The sequence below is a fragment of the Rhizobium sp. GCM10022189 genome, assembly GCF_042656325.1.
In the GTDB taxonomy this organism is placed as follows: domain Bacteria; phylum Pseudomonadota; class Alphaproteobacteria; order Rhizobiales; family Rhizobiaceae; genus Rhizobium.
The window spans coordinates 33,731-55,729 of record NZ_JBHSOR010000006.1; the positions used below are offsets into that span (position 1 = coordinate 33,731).

Annotated in this window: 22 protein-coding genes; 9 read left to right on the top strand and 13 right to left on the bottom strand. The window is 60.9% G+C overall.

Annotated features, from left to right (window positions below; translation table 11 throughout):
- The first annotated feature begins 5 nt into the window (after nt 1-5).
- Complete coding sequence (locus tag ACFPWW_RS06865; RefSeq protein WP_112756005.1) at nt 6-539, top strand: RNA pyrophosphohydrolase; 534 nt, start codon at nt 6-8, stop codon at nt 537-539.
- Nucleotides 540-623: 84 nt separating this feature from the next.
- On the opposite strand, the gene bfr is transcribed toward ACFPWW_RS06865, so the two are convergent.
- From bfr to ACFPWW_RS06890, 5 genes are all read right to left on the bottom strand, one after another.
- Complete coding sequence (bfr, locus tag ACFPWW_RS06870) at nt 624-1,115, bottom strand: bacterioferritin (RefSeq protein ID WP_162702937.1); 492 nt, start codon at nt 1,113-1,115, stop codon at nt 624-626.
- Nucleotides 1,081-1,479 carry a (2Fe-2S)-binding protein gene (locus ACFPWW_RS06875; protein WP_112562686.1) on the bottom strand — a complete coding sequence of 133 codons (399 nt, stop codon included), beginning with the start codon at nt 1,477-1,479 and terminating at the stop codon, nt 1,081-1,083. Before ACFPWW_RS06875 ends, bfr begins: the two co-directional genes overlap by 35 nt.
- A gap of 85 nt (nt 1,480-1,564) precedes the next feature.
- Entirely contained in the window at nt 1,565-5,044 is a 3,480-nt protein-coding gene (locus tag ACFPWW_RS06880; protein WP_377311151.1) for an error-prone DNA polymerase, read from the bottom strand.
- Nucleotides 5,041-6,588 carry a Y-family DNA polymerase gene (locus tag ACFPWW_RS06885; RefSeq protein ID WP_377311240.1) on the bottom strand — a complete coding sequence of 516 codons (1,548 nt, stop codon included), beginning with the start codon at nt 6,586-6,588 and terminating at the stop codon, nt 5,041-5,043. Before ACFPWW_RS06885 ends, ACFPWW_RS06880 begins: the two co-directional genes overlap by 4 nt.
- A complete protein-coding gene (locus ACFPWW_RS06890) occupies nt 6,500-7,444 on the bottom strand; it encodes an ImuA family protein (protein ID WP_377311153.1) in 945 nt (314 codons plus the stop codon). The genes ACFPWW_RS06885 and ACFPWW_RS06890 overlap by 89 nt, the downstream gene beginning before the upstream one ends.
- Before the next feature lie 161 nt (nt 7,445-7,605).
- On the opposite strand from ACFPWW_RS06890, the gene ACFPWW_RS06895 reads away from it, so the two are divergent.
- Nucleotides 7,606-8,043, top strand: a complete 438-nt coding sequence (locus ACFPWW_RS06895) for a metallopeptidase family protein (RefSeq protein ID WP_112702739.1) — start codon at nt 7,606-7,608, stop codon at nt 8,041-8,043.
- Between the two features lie 2 nt (nt 8,044-8,045).
- On the opposite strand, the gene ACFPWW_RS06900 is transcribed toward ACFPWW_RS06895, so the two are convergent.
- Both ACFPWW_RS06900 and ACFPWW_RS06905 read right to left on the bottom strand, forming a co-directional pair.
- Nucleotides 8,046-8,252: a DUF1737 domain-containing protein gene (locus tag ACFPWW_RS06900; protein WP_112562491.1), complete on the bottom strand. Its 207-nt coding sequence runs from the start codon at nt 8,250-8,252 to the stop codon at nt 8,046-8,048.
- A complete protein-coding gene (locus tag ACFPWW_RS06905) occupies nt 8,252-9,157 on the bottom strand; it encodes an HpcH/HpaI aldolase/citrate lyase family protein (RefSeq protein ID WP_377311156.1) in 906 nt (301 codons plus the stop codon). Before ACFPWW_RS06905 ends, ACFPWW_RS06900 begins: the two co-directional genes overlap by 1 nt.
- A gap of 113 nt (nt 9,158-9,270) precedes the next feature.
- Between ACFPWW_RS06905 and ACFPWW_RS06910 the strand changes: the two genes are divergently transcribed.
- From ACFPWW_RS06910 to leuD, 3 genes are all read left to right on the top strand, one after another.
- On the top strand, nt 9,271-9,507 hold the full coding sequence (locus tag ACFPWW_RS06910; RefSeq protein WP_112562495.1) for a hypothetical protein: 237 nt from the start codon (nt 9,271-9,273) through the stop codon (nt 9,505-9,507).
- 111 nt (nt 9,508-9,618) lie between these two features.
- Complete coding sequence (locus tag ACFPWW_RS06915; protein ID WP_112562497.1) at nt 9,619-10,038, top strand: VOC family protein; 420 nt, start codon at nt 9,619-9,621, stop codon at nt 10,036-10,038.
- Nucleotides 10,039-10,182: 144 nt separating this feature from the next.
- A complete protein-coding gene (leuD, locus tag ACFPWW_RS06920; RefSeq protein WP_112562499.1) occupies nt 10,183-10,791 on the top strand; it encodes a 3-isopropylmalate dehydratase small subunit in 609 nt (202 codons plus the stop codon).
- Between the two features lie 62 nt (nt 10,792-10,853).
- Here leuD and ACFPWW_RS06925 read toward each other — a convergent pair whose 3' ends face one another.
- Entirely contained in the window at nt 10,854-11,786 is a 933-nt protein-coding gene (locus tag ACFPWW_RS06925; protein WP_112702743.1) for a pyridoxal-phosphate dependent enzyme, read from the bottom strand.
- Between the two features lie 180 nt (nt 11,787-11,966).
- Here ACFPWW_RS06925 and leuB point away from each other — a divergent pair, with 180 nt between their 5' ends.
- On the top strand, nt 11,967-13,079 hold the full coding sequence (gene leuB, locus ACFPWW_RS06930) for a 3-isopropylmalate dehydrogenase (RefSeq protein WP_112702744.1): 1,113 nt from the start codon (nt 11,967-11,969) through the stop codon (nt 13,077-13,079).
- 282 nt (nt 13,080-13,361) lie between these two features.
- Entirely contained in the window at nt 13,362-14,096 is a 735-nt protein-coding gene (gene lpxE / locus ACFPWW_RS06935; protein WP_377311161.1) for a lipid A 1-phosphatase LpxE, read from the top strand.
- A gap of 68 nt (nt 14,097-14,164) precedes the next feature.
- Here lpxE and ACFPWW_RS06940 read toward each other — a convergent pair whose 3' ends face one another.
- The 5 genes from ACFPWW_RS06940 to ACFPWW_RS06960 all read right to left on the bottom strand — a co-directional run bounded on the left by ACFPWW_RS06940 (nt 14,165) and on the right by ACFPWW_RS06960 (nt 20,533).
- Entirely contained in the window at nt 14,165-16,051 is a 1,887-nt protein-coding gene (locus ACFPWW_RS06940) for an MFS transporter (RefSeq protein ID WP_112562507.1), read from the bottom strand.
- Nucleotides 16,052-16,248: 197 nt separating this feature from the next.
- On the bottom strand, nt 16,249-17,532 hold the full coding sequence (locus ACFPWW_RS06945; protein ID WP_377311164.1) for an ABC transporter permease: 1,284 nt from the start codon (nt 17,530-17,532) through the stop codon (nt 16,249-16,251).
- Nucleotides 17,529-18,218: an ABC transporter ATP-binding protein gene (locus tag ACFPWW_RS06950; RefSeq protein WP_112755988.1), complete on the bottom strand. Its 690-nt coding sequence runs from the start codon at nt 18,216-18,218 to the stop codon at nt 17,529-17,531. Before ACFPWW_RS06950 ends, ACFPWW_RS06945 begins: the two co-directional genes overlap by 4 nt.
- Nucleotides 18,219-18,224: 6 nt before the next feature.
- Nucleotides 18,225-18,689 (bottom strand): hypothetical protein, encoded by a 465-nt coding sequence (locus tag ACFPWW_RS06955; RefSeq protein ID WP_112702804.1) that lies wholly within the window; start codon nt 18,687-18,689, stop codon nt 18,225-18,227.
- Nucleotides 18,690-18,784: 95 nt separating this feature from the next.
- A complete protein-coding gene (locus ACFPWW_RS06960; protein WP_377311167.1) occupies nt 18,785-20,533 on the bottom strand; it encodes an alkaline phosphatase in 1,749 nt (582 codons plus the stop codon).
- A gap of 69 nt (nt 20,534-20,602) precedes the next feature.
- Between ACFPWW_RS06960 and ACFPWW_RS06965 the strand changes: the two genes are divergently transcribed.
- Together ACFPWW_RS06965 and ACFPWW_RS06970 are read left to right on the top strand one after the other, a co-directional pair.
- Nucleotides 20,603-20,833, top strand: coding sequence for a hypothetical protein (locus tag ACFPWW_RS06965; RefSeq protein ID WP_112702748.1), 231 nt, complete (start codon nt 20,603-20,605; stop codon nt 20,831-20,833).
- A 112-nt stretch (nt 20,834-20,945) separates the two neighbouring features.
- Entirely contained in the window at nt 20,946-21,980 is a 1,035-nt protein-coding gene (locus ACFPWW_RS06970; RefSeq protein WP_112562517.1) for an aspartate-semialdehyde dehydrogenase, read from the top strand.
- Nucleotides 21,981-21,999: the final 19 nt, after the last annotated feature.

The window sequence follows — 21,999 nt, forward strand, 5'->3', positions numbered from 1 at the left end:
AGACCATGAGCCAGGCGACCGTAAAAGCCGAAGACCTGCCCTATCGCCCTTGCGTTGGCGTGATGATCCTCAACCGCGCGGGCCTTGTCTGGGCCGGGCGGCGCATTTCCGAAGGCAATAGCGAATATGACGGTTCTCCGCAGCTCTGGCAGATGCCGCAAGGCGGCATCGACAAGGGTGAGGATCCGCTGGAGGCAGCCTATCGCGAGCTCTATGAGGAGACCGGCATCAAGACGGTGACGCTGCTTGCCGAGGCGAAGGACTGGATCAATTACGACCTGCCGCCGCAGCTGATCGGCATTGGCCTGCAGGGCAAATACCGTGGCCAGACCCAGCGCTGGTTCGCCTTCCGCTTCGAGGGCGACGAAAGCGAAATTGCCATCAATCCGCCCCCGGGCGGCCACGAGCCGGAATTCGACGCCTGGGAATGGAAGCCCATGCAGGCGTTGCCCGGCCTTATCGTTCCCTTCAAGCGCGCCGTTTACGAGCGCGTGGTGGCTGAATTCGGCCACCTCTGCGGCCTCACCCCGGACGATTGAGCGCACCGGGACGGGCTTCGTCAGATCCCAAACGAAACCGGCCGCCCAGAGGACGGCCGGCTGAAACGGGTTGCCGACGGCGAATTATTCGGATTCGGCCTCGTTGGCCGAATCGGCGTTGAGCTGGCCGTATTTCGCTTCGCCGATCTTCTCGAGCAGGTCGATCTGGGTTTCGAGGAAGTCGATATGGCCTTCTTCGTCAGCCAGAAGCTCTTCGAAAAGCTTCATGGAAACGTAATCGCCGGCGTCATGACAGATGTCGCGCGACTTCTTGTAAGCGGTGCGGGCGTCATACTCGCCGGCAAGATCGGCTTCCAGAACTTCCTTGACGTTCTGGCCGATGCGCAGCGGCGCGAGTGTCTGCAGATTGGGGTGGCCTTCGAGGAAGATGATACGCGCGACCAGGCGGTCGGCATGGTGCATTTCTTCGATGGATTCGGCGCGTTCCTTCTTGGCGAGCTTGGTGTAACCCCAATCCTCGAGAAGGCGATAATGGACCCAGTACTGGTTGACTGCACCGAGCTCTAGAAAGAGGGCCTCGTTAAGCCGCTCGATGACTTTTTTGTCGCCTTTCAATGTCCGCTCTCCTGTTTTCTTCATGGAATTCTCTGAGGCGGGACATGAAATCAAATATTTCCGCTTCCGTCGAGTGGCGACGAGCGTGATACTCTTCCGTTGTCTGGATAATGATATCGACAACGTTGGGGAAGCAACCACAGCAGCGGCCACGCTTGGACATGGCGTGATAGACCTTCGCGGGCACGATGAGCTGCCAGCAATCCTCATCGAGAAGATTGTTGATAACGTCTCGGATTTCCTTGTCGGTTATGTAGTTGCAGCTGCAGACGAGCACGTCTTCATTCCAAACATGACACTTACTATCGTGTTTTGTGCAAAAGAAGATAGGAACTGTCAAGAAAATTCGCGATCCGAATCCGATCACGATTCCGCGGCAAGCGATCACATGCCGGCGAGCCTGTGCGCAAGTCCTTAAGAAGGAACAGTTTCGAGGCTGCGAAAGCCTGTCAGTGGAAATTCCGTCCGCGCGGCATCACGCTTGCGGTCTCCGCGACATCGCTATCTCGCGCCCTCTCCGACGGCCTTCTCTCGCTGATTTTTCTGAGCAGGTTGTCCCGTGCAAGAATGTCCGCCTCCTTCTGCTGCCGATGATCCTGTGCCGAACGCAACACCTCGTCCGAGCGCTCGCTGACACCGAAGCGTCTCGTTTCGCGCTGGAGCATGCCGAGCAGCGGCGTCATGTCCTCGATATGTTCGACGACGGTATGGATGACCCCGCTATGGCTTTGTAATTTGCCGTGGATTTTCACAAGCCGGGCGCCCATGACCACAGCGCGGTATTTTTCAAAGACCTTTTTCCAGACGATGGCATTGGCAACACCGGTCTCGTCTTCCAGCGTCATGAAGATCACGCCTTTGGCGGAACCCGGTTGCTGGCGCACCAGCACCAACCCCGCGATCATCACCCGCTGCCCGTTCGCAACGCCAAGCAGATCGACATTGCGCGTCACACCTGCCCTGCCTAACGCCTCGCGCAGGAAGGAAACGGGATGCCCTTTCAAAGAGAGCGACAGATAGCGGTAATCCTCGATGACCTGTTCTCCCGGCAGCATGTCCGGCAGCTTCGCAATCGGTTCAGGCTGAAGGTCGATGTGACGAACCGCCTCGAACAGCGGCAGTTCCTCAGCCGCGCTTTTCACATCCAGCGCCCGCACCGCCCACAGCGCCTGGCGTCGTGATAGCTGAAGGGATTGGAAGGCATCCGCATCCGCCAGTCGTTCGATGACGGACTTCTGCAGGCCGGAGCGCAGCCAGAGGTCGCGCACTGATTTATAGCCCTCACCGCGGTTTTCCACGAGCTGCTTCATATCTTTGGAAGAAACGCCCTTGATCTGCAGAAGACCAAGCCGCACGGCATGGCGCGTCTTGATGACCGCCCGCATCTCGCTGTGGCGAAAATCGACGTTTGTTCGGTCAAAAACGTCCGCTTCCAGGGTGCATTCCCAGTCCGAGCGGTTGATATCGGCCGGCAGGATTTTCACGCCGTGCTCGCGCGCATCCCGCACCAGCTGCGCCGGCGCATAGAACCCCATCGGCTGCGAGTTCAGCATCGCCGCGCAGAAGACGTCGGGATAATAGGCTTTCAGCCATGAAGAGGCGTAGACGAGCAGGGCAAAGGAGGCCGCATGGCTTTCCGGGAAGCCGTATTCACCAAAGCCTTTGATCTGGTTGAAACATTGCTCCGCGAATTCACGAGGATAGTTATTTTCAACCATCCCCTCGACAAACCGCTCTTCAAAATTATCGATTGTGCCGGTTCTCTTGAATGTCGCCATCGACCGGCGGAGACGATCTGCTTCTGCGGGTTCAAAACCTGCCGCAGTAATAGCGATCTGCATAGCCTGTTCCTGAAACAGCGGAACTCCAAGCGTTCTCTCGAGTACCGTTTCCAGTTTTTTGCTCGGATACTCGATCGGAATGCCCTTTTTCTTGTCTTCCCGACGTCTCAGATAGGGGTGAACCATGTTGCCCTGGATCGGCCCGGGCCGGACGATGGCAACTTCGATGACAAGGTCATAGAATCTATCAGGCTTAAGACGCGGCAGCATGCTCATCTGTGCCCGGCTTTCGATCTGGAAGACGCCAAGCGTATCCGCTCGCCACATCATCTTATAGACCGGCTCGCCTTCCTCTCCGTGTTCCCTGTTGCCGAGGTCGGCAAGTGTCTTCTTCACCTCGTAGTGCAGCTCAAGGAGCGTAAACGCCCTGCGCAAGCAAGTCAGCATGCCAAGCGCCAGCACATCCACCTTGAGGATCTGGACATTGTCGAGATCGTCCTTGTCCCATTCGATCATGTAACGGTTGGGCATTGCCGTCTTCATGATCGGCACCACTTCATCAAGCCGGTCCCGGGTAATAACGAACCCCCCGACATGCTGGGTCAGGTGGCGGGGAAAGCCGAGAAGTGCGGAAGCATATTTGAGTACGTTCTGTGTCACCGGGTCCTTGATATCGAGGCCGGCCGCCTTCGCATCCCGTTCTGAGAGATTATCCTCCGACCAGCCCCAGACGAGGCTGCTGATCGCCGATTGAACATCCTCCGACAGACCGAAGGCCTTGGCGACTTCGCGGCCAGCCGAACGCGTGCGATAGCTGGTGACAGCCGCCGTCAGACCGGCATGCTCATGACCGTATCTTTCATAAATGGACTGAATGACATCTTCCCGCCGCTCATGCTCGAAATCGACATCGATATCCGGCGGTTCGTCCCGGTCCATAGAAATGAATCGGTCGAAGAGAAGCGTGGTCTTTGTGGGGTCGACTTCCGTGATCTCAAGACAATAGCAGATAACCGAATTCGCCGCCGAACCGCGCCCCTGGCAGAGAACCTCAAGCTTATAGCGAGCGTGGTGAATGATCCTGTGAACCGTCAGGAAATAGGAAGCGTAATTCTTCTCGCCGACCAGCTTCAGTTCATAGTCGATCTGCTTGGCCACGTTCTCCGGAACGCCATCAGGATAGCGTATGAGCGCACCTGCTCTCGTCAGCCTTTCAAGCGTCTCCTGCGGCGTTTCGCCGGGATCGTTTTCAGGCGGGTAGTTGTGTTTCAACTCGTTCAGCGAAAAGCCCAGCTTGCCGAAAAACAGCTGCGTGTTCTCGACCGCATCTCTGTAATCCCGGAAGAGCCTGGATATTTCACGTGAATCCTTGAGATACCGCTCTCCGTTCGCGGCCAGAAGGAACCCGGCTTTCGGTATTTCCACATGTTCCCGGATGGCGATGACGATATCCGAAAGCGGCCGGCGCTCGGGGTGATGATAGAGGGGTTGATTGGTCGCAATCAGCGGCACCCGGTTGCGGGCGGCAAGCATGGCAAGCACTGCAAAGGCCTGCCGGTCGCGGCCGTCATAGACCGGCGACAGCGCCATGAAAAACGCCTTGCGAAACCGTTTGCGAAATCGCTCCAGATATTCTTCGAAGGCAGGCTGGCGGCCCGGATCATTCACGACGGCCCGATCCGGAACAAGGGCAAGCATCATTTCGTCGCCCCATTCCATAAGCTCCGCTTCGGTCAGGATGCAGGTTCCCTTGACCGCTTCCTCCTTCAGATTGCCGGCGCTGAGCAGGCGGCAGAGATTTGCCCAGCCTTTCCGGTTGCGCGGATAGGCAAGCATCTCAGGCGTTCCATCCGAAAAGACGAGACGGGCGCCCGGCTGAACCCGGATAGGATCGAGAATGATCTCTGTTTTTCCCTTCTTCTTCGCCTCGGCTAAAATCGCATCCCTGTTCCTGTATCTCTCCTCAAGCTGCTGCGCCTGGGCATGAGCCCGCACCACGCCTGCAACCGAATTCCGGTCCGCGATGCCAAGGCCACCGAGCTTCAGGCAGGCAGCCTGTACGACCATCTCTTCAGGCTTCGAGGCACCTTCGAGGAACGAGAAATTCGTCTTCGCGCCGATCTCGAAAAATGTAGGATCGGGTTTCATGCAAAGACCCCGTGCATGAACCAGCGAGGATCGGGGGTCTCACCGTAGAGGCCCTGGCGGTAGATCCAGAAGCGGTGCCCGGCCTCATCCTCGATCCGGAAATAATCCCGTGCCGGGCCGTCAGCGCCGTCGATCCACCATTCCATGGCAATCCGTTCCGGCCCTTCGCTTCTTGCCACCTGATGCTGCAGACGCCGCCAGCGGAAAGTCTGCGGCGCCCCGTCAGGCACTTCGGCAAATGCGACCTCGACCGGCTCCGGCGTCGCAAAGAGCCGCAGCGGACGTTCCCCACGAAACGGCGGCGCATTGCCCTGTTCCGCCCTGCGCCGCGCCGAAAGGCTCTCCATTGCCGGCATCGTGACGACGGCGCGCTCCGGCACATGGCTCTCGCGAAGCTGGAAGCTCTGCAGGCAGTCCGCGCCGAGCCGGGCTGCGACACGGTCGACAAAACCCGAAAGCGAGATTTCCCCCTGCCGGTCGCCTTCGAAATCACCCTGCGCCTCATTGAACGGGTCGTGCCGCAGCACATTCAGGCGCAGGATCTCGAAACCATAGCCGGCATCGATGTCGTCATAGATCACCTGTAGGCGCTCGGAAAACAGGCCGGCGACAAGCTTCGGTTCGCGCAGCGGCCGCGAAGCGCCGACACGAATGCGGAAAACCCTGCCGTCGACACGAAAAAGCACCAGTTCGAACACCCGCCCGCCGGCACCGCGCGCCTCCAGCGACGGTTTCAGCGACACGGCAACCTGCCCGGCGACGGCAAGGATCTGTTCTTCCGTTCCGATCGGCTCGACCAGACGGCGTTCGCACGAGAGGCTGGCGACAGGAAACCGAGGCGAGATCGGCTCCTCCTCGCGCCCCAGCGCCTGGTCAAGGCGCAGAAGCAGCGTCGGCCCGAAGCGGCGGGTCAGAGGCGCCCGCGGCGCATGGATGACGTCGCCGACATATTTGAGGCCGAGCTTCCTCAATGCGTCGACAGTCTGATCCTCCAGCCGCAAGGCCGCGACGGGCAGCGGCGTCAGCACACGCTCCGCCTCCTCCTCTTCCACGACGCCGCCCCGCCCGAAGCGGGAAACGGCCCAGGAAAGGCCCGGCGATGAAGAAACCGCGGCCCTGGCATCGAGCCCCATATGAAAGAGCCGCGACAGGATATCTCCGAGAAGCGCCGCCTCGCCGCCAAAGAGATGGGCACAGCCGGTAATGTCGAGAAACAGCCCGTCCTTGCCGTCGAGCGCCACCATCGGCGTATAGCGGTCGCACCAGTCGGCAATCCCTTCCAGCAGCCGGCGATCGGCTGCAGGATCCTCCTCCACGACATCGAGCGCCGGATACATGGCCCGCGCCTCGGCCACGCCCTGATCTTTCCTCAAGCCCAGTCTCTCGGCGAATTCGTCCAGCGCCGTCAGCCGCATGGCATTGTTGAGCTTGCCGGAACAGACGATGGGTGCCGCTTCAGGACGCCCTTTCGAACGCCAGGACAGCCCCCATCGCCTGCGGGAGATACGGTCCGTTGCCAGATGCGGAAAGCTGAGTGCCAGAATGCGCTGACTGTTCGCCTGGAGGACGAGCGACGTCTGGTTCGCCGACAGGGAGAAATTCGCGTTCATGAGGATTCCACTCCAGAAGAAGGGAGAGCGGGGCCGGATTGCGGCTCTTCTCCAGCGTGAGACGGAAAATCGGATTGCCGATGCTGCCGGAAAGTCTGGATCCGTTCGGCAGCGGCCGCAGGGCAGACGGCGCCGGCTCGACATGCAGGCGGAAAGCGGCACTGCTTGCCTCCTCCTCCCCCGCCTGGCGGACCAGAAAGAGCGGGCGATGGACGGCGCGCGCCCGAAGGCTGAGCCTGCGGCTTTCCGTCAGGCCGAAATGCAGGGGATTGCCGCGCACTTCGAAGACGACGGCCGAGAAGGCCGCGCTTTCGATGGCAGCCTCCGCCAGCCAGAGCGCATCCTCCAGCTTGCGCGGCGCGGCATGGAAGAACCGCTCCGGATTCAGCCCGAAATCCTTAAGGCCCGGAGCGTAGGGGCGCCCCGCCTCCAGCGTGCCGACCGCATCGCCGATCCACAGCAGCGGCAATTGCCTGCCGGCATCCTCCTCCTGCCTCTGCAGCCGTGCCGCAACCGCCATGGCAAGTCCGCTTGCTGCTCCCGCATCGCGGGAGCCGGCCGCACGGAACTCGGTGATCGCATCAAGCAGCAGACCGCCTTCCAGCGCCTCGTCGAACGGCCCTATGCCAAAAGGCAGGCGCGGCAGAATGCGCTCCGGCCGCGCTTCGCGCCCTTCCGCTACGGCTTCACGTTCCGCCGCCGCAAGCGCCGGCGCGGGCTTTCCTTCCAAACGGGCAATGGTTTCGCGGAGCGCAAAAAGCCGCTCGCGCGCCAGGGCGGTCTGCGCCACGGCGTTCTCTCCATTCGTTTTGTTCCTGTTATGTTCTTATGGATTCCAGAGCTCTAATGAAGAGTCAACCGGCATTTTATAAGAATTTATTCCTGCCTTTGATTCCGCACTCGAAAATCGTCGCTAAAGGTTCTATATGGGCCGCAAAGGAAGGAATATTCATGGCCCATATAGACCGGAGCGATGATTGGCGGGACCGCCATGCGCCGACGATCAGCGCCTTCGAGTCGCTGGCAATGGAGGCCTACAGCCACCTGCCGGACGAGTTTCGCAAGCTGACGACCAATCTGACCATCGAAATCGAAGACTTCCCCGATGACGAGGTTTTCGAGGATATGGCGCTGGAAACGCCCTTCGACCTGCTCGGCCTTTTCGAGGGGCGCGGCATTTCCGAGCGTTTCACCGTGGAAACCGGCGAGATGCCGAACCGCATCCGCCTCTATCGCCGCCCGATCCTCGATTATTGGGCGGAAAACGACGAGACGCTGGGCGACATCATCACCCATGTGCTGATCCACGAGATCGGCCATCATTTCGGCCTCAGCGACGACGACATGGAACGCATCGAGGCGAGCGCCGAAGAGGCGGCGGACCGCTGAACCTACTGCTCGGACAGCTTCATGTCCGGGTCGTAATCCTTGCCCTCGACCTCCTTGACGACGGCCTGGCCGCACTGCATCTGGCCGGTCGCAGCGTTGAAAGCATAGGTGGGAGAGCCGGACAGCGACCAGCCCTTGTTCAGCGCCGCCGTTACCTTGTGGCAGAAGGAGGCGTCGTCAGGACCGGTCAGGAAGCGGTAGAGTTTCATCAGGCGGGCTTTCTTGCAGAAATCAGGTGCGCTTTATGGACCAGAGCTTCGGCCTGGACAAGATGCAGCCGTTCGATCATCCGCCCGTTCGCATTGATGACGTTACGCCCTTCGGCAGCCGGATCGGCGAAGGCGGCGATAATTGCCTCAGCCTCTGCGATCTCTTCCGCGCTCGGCCCGAAATGCCGGTTGGCGGCTTCGATCTGCGCCGGATGGATCAGCATCTTGCCCGCAAAGCCCATGGCACGGCCCTGCGCGCATTCGCTATCGAAAGCGTCGCCATCCCGGAAATCGTTGAAAACGCTGTCGAGCGCATCCAGCCCGTAAGCCTTGACCGCCAGAACGACCTGCATCAGCCAGGGCACGAGATAGGTCCGCCCCGGCTGCGGCAGCACGCCCGTTTCCTTGCGCAGATCGTTAAGGCCGACGACAAGGCAATCAAGCCGCGAGCCCGGCGTGCGCCCGGATTCGGCAATGGCTGCGGCATTCAGCACGCCGCGCGGCGTCTCGATCATCGCCCAGATGCGCAGTTCCTCCGGTGCATAGGCCTCGGCAAGCAGATCGCCGATGACCATCACGTCCTGCGGTTCATCCACTTTCGGCAGAAGAACGGCATCGGGCGACAGCGCCTTCACCAGCTCCAGGTCAGCCGGCCCGAAGCCGGATGACAGAGAATTGATACGGATGATCCTTTCCTTGCCCTCGAGCGCCGGCCCGGCGAAAAAATCCTTCAGATTGTCGCGCGCTTCCGCCTTCTTCTCGGGTGCGACGGAATCCTCCAGATCGAAAATAACCGCATCGCAATCAAGGGAATGGGTCTTTTCAAGCGCCCGCGCATTGATGGCGGGAACGCTCAGCACCGAGCGGCGCAGACGCAGGGAACGCAGAGGTGGTGTTCGGCTCATGGAACATTAGTGCCAAGCTTCGCAAGGCCCGGCAAGACAACAAAAAGCCATGCTTGGCTTGCAGAGAAGAAAAAGAAGGACCACATTCCTTTCTGTAGAAAGGTCTCTAACCGATGCAGAACATTCGCTCCATCTTCTTCATGCTCGCCGGCGCCACGGTTTTTGTGGCCATGCTGCTCCTGACGTTCTCGGTCACGCTCGCCGTCGGCGGCATTCTGACCGTGCTCATGGTCGGCCGCGCCCTCTCGATGAAGATGAAGCCCGCTCCTGTCCGCGCCCGCGCTCGCACCGATGGCAAGCGTGAAATGCGCATCTGGAACGACGGTCGCGGCACGATCATCGATCTCTGATCACCCTCGCCCAAAAATTCTGACCGGCATTGTCGGCTCACATCCCCATGCTACGTCCTTGAGGCGGCCAGGCATTCAGCCGGCACTTTAAAAAACGAATGGAGGATGAGCATGGACGCGATGGAGAGCAACGAGACCAGGATGCCGCCGGTCAAGAATGGCCTGCTTCCCTATCTGACGGTCGATGGCGCGGTTAAGGCCGCGGAATTCTACAAAAAGGCCTTCGGCGCCGAACAGGCCTATCTCGTACCGCCGGACGAGAGCGGCCGCACGATGCATGTCCATCTCTATATCAACGGCAGTTCGCTGATGCTGTCGGACGCCTATCCCGAATACGGCCACCCCTTCAAAGGCCATGAGGGCTTCGCCATCCAGCTGGTCATCGACGATATCGATTTCTGGTGGGAGCGCGCTGTGGCTGCCGGCGCCGAAGTGGTCATGCCGGTCGAACTGATGTTCTGGGGCGACCGCTACGGCCAGCTTCGAGATCCGTTCGGCATTCTCTGGGGCCTGAACGCACCGTCGAAGTAAAAGCCAGGCAGCGGACGTTCACAATCAGCAGGCCGCGCGAAACGCCGTGCGGCCGCCATCGCGAAAGATTCTTCTTCATTTCGCCGGAAAACTGGAATAGATGCAAAATTAGAAAGTACGTTTTGCTGAAATGGAGCATGGGTCATGGATAAATTCGTGAAGCTCACGGGCGTTGCCGCCCCTCTGCCGGTCGTCAACATCGACACCGACATGATCATTCCGAAGGACTATCTGAAGACCATCAAGCGCACCGGCCTTGGCAAGGGCCTTTTCGCCGAAGCCCGCTACAACGAAGACGGTTCCGAAAATCCCGATTTCGTGCTGAACAAGCCGGCCTATCGCGAGGCCAAGATCCTGGTTGCCGGCGACAATTTCGGCTGCGGCTCCTCGCGTGAACATGCGCCGTGGGCACTGCTCGATTTCGGCATCCGCTGCGTGATCTCCACCAGCTTTGCCGATATCTTCTACAACAACTGTTTCAAGAACGGCATCCTGCCGATCAAGGTCAGCCAGGAAGACCTCGACAAGCTGATGGACGACGCCGAGCGCGGCTCCAACGCCATTCTGACCGTCGATCTCGAAAACCTCGAAATCACCGGCCCGGACGGTGGCTCGATCACGTTCGATCTCGACGAATTCAAGCGCCACTGCCTGCTGAACGGCCTCGACGATATCGGCCTGACCATGGAAAAGGGTAAGGCGATCGACGAATTCGAAAAGAAGAACGCCGCTTCTCATCCCTGGGCCGCTTGAGCCCCATCGAATGGCCTGCCGATCAAGCCGGGTTTTCGCCCGGCTTTTTCTTTGACCACAGCTCAGAGAAACTTCTCTTTCCAGGCATTGAGTTTTTCGAGCGACACGCCGATGCCGCCGCAGACTTCGATCAGCGGATTGTCGAAGCGCGACAACAGGCCTGCATGCACGTCGGCAACGGCAAGGGCCGCACCGCAGGCCGGCTCGACCAGGATGCGCTGTGCATCGGCAAATTTCAGGCAGGCGGCCACGGCATCGGCGTCGCTGACGAGAACACTTTCGATCGGATGATGCTTCGGCAGATCGAAGACATGCTTGGCCACCTGCCGAGCCCCGAGCGACGTGGCGATCGAAGTGATCCCTGCAAGTGAAATCCGTTCATTGGCCTTGAGGCTTTCATGAAACGAGGCCGCACCTTCCGTCTCGACGGCAATGACCGGCACGCCGGAAAGCCCGTTCCGCTTCAGCCCCTCGACAATGCCGGCCAGCAACCCGCCGCCGCCGACGCTGGTAACGACGCAATCGAATTTGGCACCTTTTGCCACGACCTCGTCGATCAGCGTCGCATGGCCATCCCACAGAAGCGGATGATCGAAAGGATGCACGTAAGTCGCCTTGCGGCTTTCGGCGAGTTCGATCGCATGCGCATTGGCTTCATCGAAGACAGAACCATGGACCAGCACATTGGCGCCCGTCGCTGCAATCGTCCGGCGCACGTCGGGTGCCGTGGTCTCGGGCACCACGATCGTGACAGGCACGCCGAGCGCCCGCCCGGCATAGGCTGCGGCAATGCCGGCGTTCCCGCCGGAAGCGCAGAAAATCTCGCGCGCCCCGTTTTGAACCTCATGCTGGCAAAGCCGGCCGACGCCGCGCAGCTTGAAGCTTCCGGAGGGCTGGAGGGCATCGAGCTTCAGCCAGAGCGGCTTGCCGCTGGCGCTGAAATCGGGCGCTGTCCGGATCAGAGGAGTGTCGAGATGAAGGGGCGCGAAAGACATGGCAGAATATCCAGGGAAGAAAGGCAGGGCCATCTTTCTAGCCCGTTTGCGGGCGCGGGAGCAACCTTGCCGGCCATCGCACGGCGCGCAGGCAAGCGTACCGATTCACCCCTTCTCTCGCTTGAAATGCCCATTTCCGGGGTCTAAGAAGCCGCAGCTTGTTTTTCCGCGGAGGCTTTCATGACAGTGCGCAATCTTTTCCTGCTGCCGGGTGACGGCATCGGTCCCGAAGCCATGGGCGAGGTCCGCAAGATCATTGCCTATATGAACGAGGCGATGAAGGCCGGTTTCGTCACCGATGAAGGCCTCGTCGGCGGCTGTGCCTATGATGCGCATGGCGCGGCGATCTCGGAAGACGACATGAAGAAGGCGCTTGCCGCCGATGCCGTCCTGTTCGGCGCCGTCGGCGGCCCGAAGTGGGATAGCGTTCCCTACGAGGTGCGCCCGGAAGCCGGCCTGCTGCGCCTGCGCAAGGATCTGGAACTTTTCGCCAATCTGCGCCCGGCAATCTGCTATCCCGCACTCGCATCCGCCTCCTCGCTGAAGCCGGAACTGGTCGAAGGCCTCGACATCCTCATCATCCGCGAACTGACGGGCGGCGTTTACTTCGGCGAGCCGAAGGAAATCATCGATCTCGGCAACGGCCAGAAGCGCGGCATCGATACCCAGGTTTACGATACTTACGAGATCGAGCGCATTGCCGGCGTCGCCTTCGAAATGGCCCGCACCCGCAACAATCGCGTCTGCTCGATGGAAAAGCGCAACGTCATGAAATCGGGCGTGCTCTGGAACCAGGTCGTGACCGAGACGCACAAGGCGAAATATTCCGACGTACAGCTGGAACACATGCTGGCCGACGCCGGCGGCATGCAGCTCGTGCGCCAGCCGAAGCAGTTCGACGTCATCGTCACCGACAATCTCTTCGGCGACATGCTCTCCGACGTCGCCGCCATGCTGACCGGCTCGCTCGGCATGCTTCCATCCGCTTCGCTCGGCGCGCCGGACGGCAAGACCGGCAAGCGCAAGGCGCTCTATGAGCCGGTCCATGGCTCGGCACCCGATATTGCCGGCAAGGGCATCGCCAATCCGATCGCCATGATCGCCTCCTTCGCCATGTGCCTTCGCTACTCCTTCAACATGGTCAAGGAAGCCGACAACCTGGAAAAGGCGATTGCCAACGTGCTCGACAAGGGCATCCGCACTGGCGACATCATGGCGCCCGGCTGCAACCAGGTCGGCACTGTCGAGATGGGCGATGCGATCCTTGCCGAGTTCAAGGCGCTTTCTGCCTGATATTTCACGTGAAACGCTTTTTGGCCCTTCGCACCCCGTGCGGAGGGTTTTTTATTGAAGCCGGCATCCATCCTCATCCGACAGGCGGCGGTTTGCGCTCGGTGCGTGGGCCGCATATTGCCGTGATCCTGTTCACGCGCCTCGGCCTGCTCTTCTCCGCACTGCCTTCCGGGCACAGTCATCAGCATTGACGAGAATTTTCTGAACCGACCCGGCCTCTGTCGTAATCCTGTGCAGTTTCGCTGCCTATTCCTACCCATAAGGATTATACCGGTAGTATGAATGCGGACGCTCTTAGTCTCCCTGGATAGGCGCTGGCACAGAAGTGGACACGTCATGCCATCTTTGCGATGGCGCGCCTGCTTTTTTATCACGCTGAACGCCGTCGTCCTTTCCATACTGATCTTCGACGCACCGATCGGGGCCGGTCATATGCCGGAAGCCATCCGTCGTTTCGGGAAAGTGCTGACGGACTTCGGCGATTCCGCCTGGCTGATCCTGACCAGTGTCCTGCTCTTCTTTCACGGCCGGGCCGGCTACAAGCTTCTGAAGAGCGCGAGAGCAAAGGCCCAGGCGCTTTATGTGAGCTGGATCGGCGCATATCTCTTCACGACCGTCGTCTTTTCCGGCCTGCTCGCAAACGTTTTGAAACGCACCATCGGCCGCGCCCGCCCTGAACATTTCCAGGATCTCGGCGTGCTCTCCTTCACGCCTTTTTCCGGTCATGCAGCGCTGGAAAGCTTCCCATCCGGCCATTCGACCACCGTGGGCGCTTTCTTCGCCGCCGCCGCGCTGCTCTTCCCGCGCTACCGGGTTCCCTTCATCGCCGGCGCTATCTGGCTCGGTATGACGCGTGTCATGGTCGGCGCCCATTATCCGAGCGATGTCATTGCCGGCCTTGCCTTCGGCGCCTGGTTCTCGCTGCTGACGGCGATCGTCTATGCCCGCTACGGCCTGCTCTTCAAGCTTTGCCCGGACGGCTGGCCTACGTCCAAGCGATACTTTCCGGATGCATGAGAAAGGCGCATGAAAAACCCGGCGCCTTGCGAGCGCCGGGTGCTTGATTTCAGGCTATCGCCTGCGCCTCAGTCGAGCGCGTGGATATCGCGGTTCTTGGTTTCCGGCAGGAACAGCACGCCGAAGACCAGCGTGATCGCCGCAAAGACGATCGGATACCACAGGCCATAGTAGATATTGCCGGCGGCAGCGCTCATCGCGAAGGCCGTCGCAGGCAGCAGGCCGCCGAACCAGCCGTTGCCGATATGATAGGGCAGCGACATGCCGGTATACCGGATACGGGTCGGGAAGAGTTCGACCAGCAAGGCCGCGATCGGCCCGTAGACCATCGTCACGTAGAGTACGAGCACGAAGAGAATGGCAATCGTGCCAATCCAGTTGACGCGGGCAGGATCGGCCGACATCACGAAGGAACCGCCGCCAGGGATCGTGTAGACGGCCATGTCCGTCACGCTCTTCGCCTCGTCCGCCGTCAGCAGCTTACCGGCAACGAGCTTGTCGGCCGGTAGCGTTTCTTTCTGGCCGGCGCGTACCGCATCGGCGTTGAGGGCGAGTTCCGGATTGGCGGCGATGAAGGCATCGAGCTTGGCATCGGCAACCTTGGCAGCGCCGCGGTTGAGCGGGTAGCCAGCCTCGTGAAGGGCAAGATTGACACCCTTCTCGAAGGCGGCACCGGTTTTGGCCGCATCTGCGCCGGCCGCAACGGCATCGTAGCTGGTGATGGTATCGTTGCCGACCTTCACGGTCGCGGGCTGGCCGGCCGGACCCGGCACGACGTCATAAGGCACCGAGTTCTTGGTCAGGAACGCCGTGGCGATATCGCAGGAACTGGTAAACTTCGACGTACCGGTCGGATTGAACTGGAATTTGCAATCCGCCGGATCGGCCGTCACCGTTGCCCGGATCGTCGCCTGCGCCTCATAGAGGGCCGGATTTGCCGTATAGGTCATCGCCTTGAACAGCGGGAAGTAAGTGACCGCGGCGATCAGCAGGCCTGCCATGATGATCGGCTTGCGGCCGATCCTGTCCGACAGTCCGCCGAAGATGACGAAGAATGGCGTGCCGAGGAAGAGTGCGATGGCAACCATGATGTTGGCCGACAGCAGGTCGACCTTCAATACGTTCTGCAGGAAGAACAGCGCATAGAACTGGCCGCCGTACCAGACGACAGCCTGCCCCATCGTGGCGCCGAGAAGCGCGATCAGCGCGATCTTCGCATTCCGCCACTGGCCGAAAGCCTCCGTCAGCGGCGCCTTCGATGCCTTGCCTTCCGCCTTCATGCGCTGGAAGGCGGGCGACTCGTTCATCTTCAGCCGGATCCAGACGGAAATGCCGAGAAGCACGACGGAGACGAGGAATGGAATACGCCAGCCCCAGGCGGCAAAGGCGGTCGTGCCCATAATCGACTGGACGGTGACGATGACGATCAGCGACAGGAAGAGACCGAGCGTTGCCGTCGTCTGGATCCAGGACGTAAAGTAGCCGCGGCGGCCGTTCGGCGCATGTTCGGCGACATAGGTCGCCGCGCCGCCGTATTCGCCGCCGAGCGCCAGGCCTTGCAGCAGACGCAGGCCGATCAGGATGATCGGAGCGGCAATACCGATGGAAGCGGCCCCGGGCAGGATACCAACCAGGAAGGTCGACATGCCCATGATGAGAATGGTCATCAGGAAGGTGTATTTGCGGCCGACGAGATCGCCGAGGCGGCCGAAGACCAATGCGCCGAACGGACGCACCAGGAAGCCGGCAGCGAAGGCAAGCAGCGTGAAGATGTTACGCGTCGCCTCCGGATATTGGGTGAAATAGGTGGCGCCGATATAAGTGGCGAGCGAACCGTAGAGATAGAAATCATACCATTCGAAAACCGTGCCGAGCGACGAGGCGAAGATGACCTTCTTCTCCTCGCCCGTCATCGCACCGGCTTTTGCGCCGTCGATGCTTGCGACATTTGCCATTGTCTGTCCTCCACAGAGTGATGAGCAACGGTCGCGGCCTACTCTCCTCAAAGCATATCCCCGGCCACGACACGCCTGACGAGAGTTTGACAGAAAAGGCGCGTCAGAAAGAGGGATGCTTTGGGATTATGACTTTAGTCTAATTTTTGTGCATGGATTGCGGCAGCCGCACGGTTCCGCGGCGCAACTGGCAATCCTCACCCCCGCAAAGCCTGGGCCGGAGGCTGACGGTAGGCGAGCACTGCCGGCAAGGCAGCGAGAGCGGCGGTAAAGGCGAGAAGGATCATTGCAAGCGCTGCGTCTTCGCGTGCAAAACCAACCGGCAGGCTGACGCCGCTGCTTTGCGAGAAGAAGCCGGAAAGAACGAGTGCCGCGCCATAACCGAGTGCAAAGCCGAGCCCGACCCCGGCAGCGACCAGGACAAAGAATTCCAGCCAGACAATGCCGAAGATCGCTCCGCGGGGAGCGCCGAAAGCGCGCAGCGCGCCGATCTGCCGCCGGCGCTGGCCGATATGGATAACGGTCACGAGGATCAGCGAGGCGGCAACGAGCCCCTGCGCGCCGGAGGCGACGGCAACGAGAATCTGCTTGGCATCGCCGAGCGTCGCGTAGAGGTTGGTCAGCACCTCGCCCGGAAAGACGGCAATCGTCGTGCCGTCGCGATAGTCCTGCCGCAGCTTGTAGGCATCGGCAATCGTCTTCGGCTTGACGAGGATTGCCGGGAGGCCCGGCGTTTGCGTGGTCCAGTTCTCGTTCAGGCCAGCATGCGGATCAGCTTCGGCATGATGGTCGGCATCCTCCCCGGCGCCTTCCGCATGTACGGCCCCCTCAGGACGATCCGCTTCCGCGGTATGGTCGTGCTCATGCTCTTCGCCCGCTTCCAGTCCGTGAATATGCCAGACGGCCTGGATCGGAACCAGAATGGCGCGGTCCCATGCCGTGCCTGTCGGCAACAGGCGCCCGGTCACGTGATAGGCAAGTTCGGTATGGGTATGGCCGCCGGTATCGACCGTGCCGTGCATCGGCTTGATCTCGCTGCCGATGGCAAGGTCGACGCTCGAGCCGACGACGGCCTCACCCTCGCTGGTAAAAACCCGGCCCTCGAAGAACCCGCCGGAAATCGTTTCCGTCAGCGCTCTCGTCGTGCCGACGATCGGATAGCCGGAGAAGGAATCGCCGAAGCCGACAGGAGCGGCCCATTCGACGCGCGGATCGGCGGTAAGCCTGGCCAGAACGTCGCCGGACATCAGCGGCAGCGCGGACGGCTGCAGGAAAACGGACGAAAGCACGAGCTGGGTTTCGCTGCCACCGGCACCGATGACGAGATCGAACCTGTCGGCCGCCCGTGCGCTGCCGAGGCGAAGCGCCCGCTCCTGCAGGATGACGGAAACGCCAAGCGCCGTAGCAAGCCCCACCAGCAGCACGACGACGACGGAACCGGCCCACAGGCGGCGCAGATCGGCGAGAATGAAGCGGATCATGCTGCCGCTCCCCTGATGGCGGAATCGTCGACGATGTGGCCGGAACGGAACGTCAGGCGGCGATCGAGGCGGCCGGCAAGGCGAGGATCGTGCGACACGACGATCAGGGTGCTGCCTTCGGCCACCGCAAGGTCGAGCAGCAGGTCGCCGACGGCCTCGCCGCTTTCGGCATCCAGGCTGGCGGTCGGCTCGTCGGCGACGATGACGCCAGGTCTGCGCAGGAGCGCCCGGGCAATCGCCACGCGCTGCATCTCGCCGCGCGACATGGTTTCGATCCTCTGCCCGGCGCGCTCAAGCCCAACGATCTCAAGGAGATGGTGGGCGCGCTCGATGATCGCCGATGTCGCGGCGCGCGCGAGACGCGCGGGCAAGAGCACGTTTTCGGCGGCCGAAAGGCCCGGAAAAAGGTGAAACTCCTGCATGACCAGTCCGATATTGGCAGCCCGGAAACGGTCACGGCGACTTTCGGAGAGCGCAGCGATATCCTCGCCGTTCCAGCGGATACGGCCTTCGCGGACCCGTTCCAGGCCGGTGATCGCGTTGACGAAAGTGCTCTTTCCGGAACCGGAGGCTCCGGTTACCGCGATGCGACTGCCGGCAGCGATCGACAAATGATCGATCGCCAGCGCCGGCGACGAGAGGCCGGAAAACCTTACGGCCAGATGTTCGATTTCAAGAGCCAGCATCGGTGCTCAAACGGTGGAATATTCGGCCTGGCGAATGCGCAGCAGGCTCACGAACCCGGTTTCGGGGTCCTTCCACGACCCGTATTCCAGCGTGCCGCGCACTTCGATCGTCTGACTCGGCTGTACGAATGTCTGCTTCTCGCCGAGATAGACGACGACAATATTGTCCGGCCAATCCGCATCCGAAGAGCAGAAGGGGCAGAGTGACATCGGCACTTCGGTGAGCACGAAGAACTGTGCTTCGGCCTTCAGCGGCGGCGCCATGAAGCCCTTGATGCTGATATCCTTGCCGGCAAGGCGCTTGACCTTGTCGGAAAATTCGAGACCGAGCACGCCGAACTTTCCGTAGAGCTCATCGAAACTGATCGAGGAATCATCGGCAAGAACGGACCGGGCAGCGGCAAAGGGAAGCGCAGCCATGACGCCGATAAGGCGACGGCGGCTGACATGCAGCAAAGAGAGCTTTTCCATGGCGATCTCCGGAAACGGATACCCGGCCGCATGGCGGCCGGGATTGAGGATCGACGAAAAGTCCGGGGCCGGCAAGCGACCCCGGATGCAGGCAGTTAGTTCGTCTGCTTGGCGCCGAGGGCAAAGGTATCGGCGAGGACGCGGTAGACGTCGCTCTGTTCCATGTAGCCCTTGAAGCCTTCGGAGCCGGGGCCAGTCGCCTGCAGCACAACGTCGTCGACGGTGTGGGCGCCGGAGGCGGCGTTCTTCGGCAGGTTGCCCGGAACGAAGACGGCGCCGGGAACGTCCTTATAGGCTTCGTTGGCGACATAGTCCTTCTTCTCGTTCTGGATGGCCGGGGTGTACGGATTGTCCAGCTTCGGGCGGAAGGTTTCGTAGTGGTCGGGATAGTTGCTGACGAACAGGGCCAGACGCTTGGAAACGTCGACGCTGTCCGGATAACCGTCATTATTGGCATCGACATAGTTGGTGAAGCTGCGGCCCGCGACCTTCTCGCGCATCTCCGTACCTTCGATCGTATCGTCGATCGTGCCGACGATGGTGATGCCGTGCGTATGGTCGCCGGTGACGACGATCAGCGTGTCCGGGTTCTTGGCGGCAAATTCCTTTGCCAGGCCGATGGCCTTGTCGAACTCGATTGTATCGACGGCAGCGCGTTCACCGTCGAGCGGGTGCGTCATCTTGTCGATATTGGCGGCCTCCACCATCAGGAAGAAGCCTTCCGGGTTCTTCGAGAGCTTGTCGAGCGCGACCTTGGTCATCTCGACGAGGCCGGGCTGGGCCGGGAACTTGCCGACCGTACCCTTTTTCAGGAATTCGCGATCGAGCGTCGTGTCCATGTTGCCGGTGTGGAACAGGCCGAGGATCTTGTCCTGGTTGGCGCCGGCAGCGGCTGCAAGTTCCGTCTTGTCGGTCGCGAGCTTGTAGCCGGCGTCCTGGAACATCTTGACATAGTCCTTGTCGTCCTTGCGCTTCGAGCCGGCAGTTGCCTGCGGCAGGAAGTAGGCCGAGCCGCCACCGAGGACGACGTCCGGCTTCACGTCGAACAGCATGCCGGTGATTTCGGCCTTGTCGTCGCGGCGACGCGTGTGGGAGACGACGGCAGCCGGCGTCGCGTCCTGCAGTTCGGAAGTCGTGACGATGCCGATCGACTTGGAGGTCTGGCGGCGCAGGGCCTCGCCGAGGGTTTCGACACGCGGATCGTCCAGCGTATCGAGAGTCCGGTCGCCATAAACGCCGAGCGAGTTGATGGCGCCCTTATGGCCGGTCATATAGGCCGACATGGTATTGGCGCTATCGGTGGTGATCGAATCGGTCGCCGACGTGCCGATGAAGGCCATATGGTCGAGGTCGTCCATGTTCAGACGGCCGTTCGCCTTGCCCTCGGTCATGCCCTTGGACATGATGCGGGCGGCGGTGCGGTGAGCGACGGAAAGGCCGTCGCCGAGGAAGAAGATGATGTTCTTGGCCTTCGGCTGTGCGGAAGTGCCGAAGACTTCCCAGGTCACGGCCTTCTTTTCATCGCCGGTGGCAACTTCAACCTTGTAGGTGCCCGGAGCGGAAATCTTCAGGCCGCGCAGCAGGAGAGCGGAGCCGAGAGCCTTGTCGTCCTTGCCCTTTTCCAGCTCGATGAACTGCGCCTCGCCCCCGAGGACAGTCTTGTAATCCTGGCCGTTGACCGTGATCTTCACGTCTTCCGGCTTGACCTGCTTGGAAAGCTCGACCTTGAAGTCGAACGGTGAACCGGCAAGAATCGTGGCACGATCCAGCGGATAGATCGAAGCTGCCTGGGCAGCGCCGGCGAGAATCGTGGTGGCCGCAAAGGCGGCGAGAAGCATACGCATGGAAAAACCCCCGTTTTTCGTTGCAGTCATTACAACGGGTCGGGGATACCCCCCGGCAATGACAGAGGGATGACAAAACGCCGCAGCATTGCGACGCCCTTCCCCTGCTCGCGCCGCACGCGCAAAAACCTTGACTCCTGTGGAAAACCTTTTATGAGCAACGACGGAAAAGGAATATCCATGGTTCGCCACCAGCACACCATCGCTGAGCGCAATGACCTGGCAGAAGATGCCGGGCTGGATCTTGCCGTTCCGGTTTCTTCCAAAACCAAGGCCAAAACGACGACGAAAACCGTCTGACGTCTCTGGCCTGCCGCTCTCTCCCCGGCCCGGCCGGGGACAGGAAGCCGCGACAATGGCGCGCTTCCCCCCTCACCGGACAAGAGGAGAGAAGAGAAAGAGAGCTTGAGAAATGGGTTTCAAAGTTGCAGTCGCGGGAGCGACCGGAAATGTCGGGCGGGAAATGCTCAACATCCTCTCCGAGCGCGGTTTTCCGGCCGATGAAGTCGTGGCGCTCGCCTCCGCCCGCTCCCAGGGCACCGAGGTATCCTACGGCGACCGGACGCTGAAGGTCGCCAACCTGGAGAACTACGATTTCTCCGATACCGATATCTGCCTGATGTCGGCCGGCGGCGAGGTTTCCAAGCGTTTCTCCCCGAAGATCGGCCAGCAGGGCTGCGTCGTCATCGACAATTCCTCGGCCTGGCGCTACGACGCCGACGTGCCGCTGATCGTTCCGGAGGTAAACCCGGACGCGATCACCTCCTTCACCAAGCGTAACATCATTGCCAATCCGAACTGCTCGACCGCCCAGCTCGTCGTCGCGCTGAAGCCGCTGCACGACTTCGCCAAGATCAAGCGCGTCGTCGTCTCGACTTATCAGTCCGTCTCCGGCGCCGGCAAGGAAGGCATGGACGAGCTCTTCAACCAGACGCGCGCCGTCTTCGTTGCCGATCCGATCGAGAACAAGAAGTTCACCAAGCGCATCGCCTTCAACGTCATTCCGCATATCGACGTCTTCATGGAAGACGGCTACACGAAGGAAGAATGGAAGGTTCTCGCCGAGACGAAAAAGATGCTGGATCCGAAGATCAAGGTGACCTGCACCGCGGTCCGCGTTCCCGTCTTCATCGGCCATTCGGAATCGGTCAATATCGAATTCGAAAACGAGATCACCGCCGATCAGGCCCGCGATATCCTGCGCGAAGCACCGGGCTGCCTCGTCATCGACAAGCACGAGAACGGCGGCTACATCACGCCTTATGAATCTGCCGGCGAGGACGCGACCTACATCTCGCGCATCCGCGAGGACGCAACGGTCGAGAACGGCCTCAACCTGTGGGTCGTCTCCGACAACCTGCGCAAGGGTGCGGCCCTCAACGCCATCCAGATCGCCGAGCTGCTCATCAACCGCGGCCTCGTCAAGCCGCGCAAGCAGGCAGCGTGATACCATTTGTAAACCATAA